Below are 4,598 nucleotides of genomic sequence, written 5' to 3'. Positions count from 1 at the left end.
GGGGTGACTACACGAAAGTGACGTATCTGCACGGAAAGGGCGAACGGATAGCGAACGTCACGCGGCAAGTAGGGAGTTGACGGCGCGCAGCGGTCGCAAGGCGTCCGGATCGGGTTGATCTTCAACATTCCAGCTATAGTCACCGGTCAGCGAGATATGCTCCCAGCCCAATGGCGCGATGTGGCGTGCGATTTCGTCGGCTGTGCCGATGTCCGCCAGCGCCATTTCGAGATAGCGAGTGTTCCACAAGATGATGGCGGCGACGAGCAGGTTGAGGCCGGAGGCGCGATAGGTCTGGTTCTCGAACCGACGATCGCGCAGTTCGCCGAGCTGGTTGAAGAAGAGCGCGCGGGCGAGCGCGTTGCGGGCTTCGCCTTTGTTGAGGCCCGCCTGGGTGCGCCGGCGCAGGTCGATGTCGCGCAGCCAGTCGAGCATGAAAATGGAGCGTTCGAGGCGGCCCAGCTCGCGTAGTGCGAGGGCCAGTCCGTTCTGTCGCGGATAGGCGGACAAGCGGCGCAGCATTGCCGAAGCAGTGACGGTGCCGGTGCGGATCGACGTGGCGAACCGCAGCAGTTCGTCCCAATGCGCCGCGACATGACCCAATGCGATCGGTTCGGCCGTCATGCCGGCAAGCAAGGGGCCGGATTCTTGGCCGGGAAGGAGGTGTAAACGACGCTCCTTGATGTCGCGCAGGCGCGGCGCGAAGCGGTAGCCGAAGAAGGGCATGAGGCCGAACACATGGTCCGATGCCCCGCCCGTATCGGTGTAGTGCTCCTCGATCGTCAGGCCGGTCTGGTGATACAGCAAGCCATCCAGCACATAGGGCGCTTCGCCAGCGGTCGCCGCGATCACCCAACTTGCGAAGGGGTCATATCGATCCGAGACATGGGTGTAGAAGGCAACGCCTGGTTCGTTGCCGCTGCGCGCGTTGATGTCGCCGATCGCGGCCCCACGGCCCCCGGCATGAAATTGCTGTCCGTCGCTCGACGAAGTGGTGCCGTCTCCCCACAGCGCGGCGAGCGGCATGGCGCGATGGGCGTCGATCAGCCTTCCCAACGCTTCGCCATAGGCGGCTTCGCTGATGTGCCAGTCGTGAAGATGGGCGAGCTGACGCAGACTTGCGCCCCGGCAGGTTTCCGCCATGCGTGTGAGGCCGAGATTGATGCCATCGGCGAGGATGACCGTGAGCAGCGCATTGCGATCGTCGGCTTCCCGGCCCGAACGACGATGGATGAAGCATTCGCTGAACCCGGTCCAGGCATCGACCTCCAGCAGAAGATCGGTGATCTTCACGCGCGGCAGTCGATCATAGGCGGCGCGACGGGCAATCTCGGTGGCGGGCGGTGTTGCCGCCTTCAGCGGCGAGATGATGAGACCGTTTTCGTCAAGCTTAACCTGGGGCAGCTCCCCTTGCCGTGCAAGGACCGTTACCTGCTCGATCGCCGTGTCGAGCCTGGTGCGCCGTTCCTCGATATGGCGCTCGAAATCCGTTTCGATGGCGAGCGGCAACGGCCCCTTCTCGCGCAGCGCCGCAAAGGTCGCCGGCGGTATGAGATAGCTGTCGAAATCGCGAAACTGCCGGCTTCCCGCGACCCATATATCCCCGGCTCGCAACCGCTCGCGTAGTTGCGACAAGGCGCATAGTTCATAAGCGGCACGATCAACGATGCCATCCCGCAGGACGAACGGGCGCCATGCGGGCGGCACAAAGCGTAGCGGCACGCGATCAGGCAAGCGCCGTTTGCCGGTCCGATATAGCTCCGCGATGATGGCCAGCGCTGACAGGAGCCCCTGAACCGCGCCGGCGCCGCGAAACTCGAAGGCGTTGAGAAAAGCGCCGACAAAGAGCTTCACCGTCCGATGCCGCTCGATCAATTCGGCGGTGCGATCGACGGTTTCCGGTCGCCCGAGCACTTCGGCCTGCTCGACGGCCACGGCGAAGTGCTGCCAGTCCAGCGCCTCGATCTGCGCCAGAGAATCCACGCCCTTGCTGCGCGCGTCGATGAGGAGGCGGCAAGACCCCGTGAGCGTCCGGAGGTGGCCTTGCAACTCGCGCACCGTCTTGAGGGCTTTGTCGCGGGTCCGGTTCTCGGCGCGGCGCGCCATGCTGCCCAACAGCTTGTCGAACATCGTCAGGGTGGCGTCGGTCAGGCTTTCCTCAAGCCGGATGCCGGTTGCCGCCAGCGTCGCATGGCGGCGCAGGGCATTGAGTTCGCCAAGGTGCTGGGGTGTGATGCGGCTGCCTTCGTCCGCCAGCCTGTCAAAAGTCAAAGCCGGGATCATGTCGGCACGGGCGCGATCGAGGCCCAGCGCGCGGATATAGGCGAGCCGTTCGATCAGGCGCAGGATGTTGCGCGCTGCCGGCGATTGTGGCGCATTGCGCATCCAGGATAGCCATGTCGCGACCTGCCCCGGTCGTCGGGCCAGCAAATCGTCCAGGCCCTGAAGGGTGTCAGGCAGCAGGCCATTCGTGAGCACTTCATAGGTAAGCTGTTCGGCTTGCTGGCGCGCCCGCCGCAGCACCGCTTCGAGAATCGACGGAGAAGGCAGGAGGATCTGCAGGCGCCGGAGTTCATCGACGATGACGTCTGCCATCTGGCCGGGGTGTATGATGGTCTGCGCGATTGGGACCGAGAAGGCGACAACTTCACGGAAAGCGTTGCGGTCAAAAATCCTGAACCCGTGCGATCGTCGGATTTCGACGAGATGCTCGCGACGGGTCTGGTCCCGATGGGCATAATCCGCGAAGGCTGCCGGCGCGACGCCGAGTTGCTGCGCCACATAGGCGAGCACAGGAGCGGGCGGGACTTCGCCCGCTTCCAGCGCACGGCCAGGCCATCTCATATATAGCATGAGCATCGCATAGCCGAGCCGGGTGGCATCGCCGCGACGGCGGCCGACAATTTCCAGGTCGTCGCTGGTCAGCGTATAATGACGCGCGATCTCGCGCTCATCGAGCGGCGCGCCATAATGCCTCGCCCAGATTTCCAGGCTCACCAGTCGCCGTCTCGCCAAGCATCATCTCCTTCGCTTTGCGTGTCCGTCAGACGGTCCTCTGGCGGCCAACAGGAATATGTCCGTTAACTCTGGACCTGTAACGGCGATTCGGACAAGATCGCATAATGACGGGAAAACGGACAGGATCGGGCATCATGTGGCGCTGATCGGCTATGCGCGCGTCTCGACCGCAGACCAGAAGCTGTCGCTCCAGCTTGACGCGCTGAACACTGCCGGGTGCGACCGTATATTCGACGATCACGCATCCGGGGCAAAAGCCGATCGGCCTGGCCTAACCGAAGCGCTCGCCTATTTGCGCCCCGGCGACACGCTGGTGGTCTGGAAACTCGACCGCCTCGGCCGCTCGATGAGCCACCTGATCGAGAAGGTCGGCGAGCTTGCGGCGCGCGGCATCGGGTTCCGCTCACTCACCGAGAATATCGACACCACCACTTCGGGCGGCATGCTGGTGTTCAACATCTTCGGCTCGCTGGCCCAATTCGAGCGTGACCTGATCCGTGAACGCACTCATGCCGGCCTCAAGGCCGCACGCGAGCGGGGCAACAAGGGTGGTCGCCGGCCTGTCGTTACCCCCGACAAACTACGTAAAGCGCGGGCGCATATCGCAGCGGGCCTCACTGTTCGTGAGGCGGCGGCCCGGCTCAAGATCGGCAAAACCGCCCTATACAAGGCTCTGGAAAACGCGTGAAACCGCTGGCGATCAAGAACTCGTGGGTGCTGGTCACAGGGGCTTCGACCGGTTTGGGCAGAGCGTCCGCCCTCCGCTTGGCGGCATCGTACCAGGCCAAGCCCCTGATTGTTGGACGAAGGCTCGACAACTTGCGGGAGCTACAGACCGAAATTGACGAGCGGTTCAATGTGCCGTGCGAGATTATAGTGGCTGATCAACGTGAAATCGAGGGCAGGGAGAAAATCGCGGCTAAGGTTGCAGAATTGCAAGTAACAGCCGCTTTGTTGGTTGCCGGAATGACGAGCGTTGGTTCATTTGATGCAGGCCGTGCCGACACTTATGCCGAGGTAATTGAAACAAACATACTCGGTTTCACGGATTTGCTGGCTCGCCTGATTGCGATTTTCAGGGAGCAGCCGTTTGAATCCTCAGTAATCGCCGTGTCGAGCCTGGCGGGCGAAACATCCGTGCCCTTCCAAGCGGTCTACGGCGCGTCGAAAGCCTATGTGAGCACCCTCATGCGAGCGCTTTCCGTGGAGCTTGCCGGGACGGGAGTGAGTGTTGGGTCTTTTGCACCCGGTGGAATCGACACAGACATGGCTGCCCTCAGCGATTTGAAGTGGGGGAGGTTGGGTTTGATGGACGTTGACCGGTGCGCGGCCCATGCAGTCCACGCTCTGGTTTATCGGCAATCCTTCGCCATACCGGGGATGGGCAACCAGCTCACATATTTGGCGAGCAGGGTTCTACCTCGATCGTTGGTCAATCGGATTGCCGCCCTCCCATATCGGCGCCCGTAGGGCGGCACCACATAAAAGGGGCAGGAAAGCCTGCGAATAGCATCTGCTGGCATCGTACCGGATTTGTTCGCCCTTAGCGTGCAGATACGTCACTTTCGTGTAGTCACCCC

3 protein-coding genes are annotated in these 4,598 nt (G+C 62.5%); 2 read left to right on the top strand and 1 reads right to left on the bottom strand.

The features are described 5' to 3' along the window. Window positions 1-57 precede the first annotated feature (57 nt). Complete coding sequence (locus NDB2M1_RS06945; protein ID WP_072380871.1) at window positions 58-3,015, bottom strand: Tn3 family transposase; 2,958 nt, start codon at window positions 3,013-3,015, stop codon at window positions 58-60. A gap of 139 nt (window positions 3,016-3,154) precedes the next feature. On the opposite strand from NDB2M1_RS06945, the gene NDB2M1_RS06940 reads away from it, so the two are divergent. Next, window positions 3,155-3,706 (top strand): recombinase family protein, encoded by a 552-nt coding sequence (locus tag NDB2M1_RS06940; RefSeq protein WP_004213210.1) that lies wholly within the window; start codon window positions 3,155-3,157, stop codon window positions 3,704-3,706. Next, the gene (locus tag NDB2M1_RS06935) at window positions 3,703-4,488 is read left to right on the top strand and encodes an SDR family NAD(P)-dependent oxidoreductase (protein WP_004213209.1); all 786 of its coding nucleotides are present in this window, start codon (window positions 3,703-3,705) and stop codon (window positions 4,486-4,488) included. Before NDB2M1_RS06940 ends, NDB2M1_RS06935 begins: the two co-directional genes overlap by 4 nt. Window positions 4,489-4,598 lie beyond the last annotated feature (110 nt).

Source organism: Novosphingobium sp. NDB2Meth1 (assembly GCF_900117425.1).
GTDB lineage: Bacteria > Pseudomonadota > Alphaproteobacteria > Sphingomonadales > Sphingomonadaceae > Novosphingobium.
Note: the sequence above shows the minus strand (reverse complement) of the source record. Positions and strands in the feature narration are given on the sequence as shown.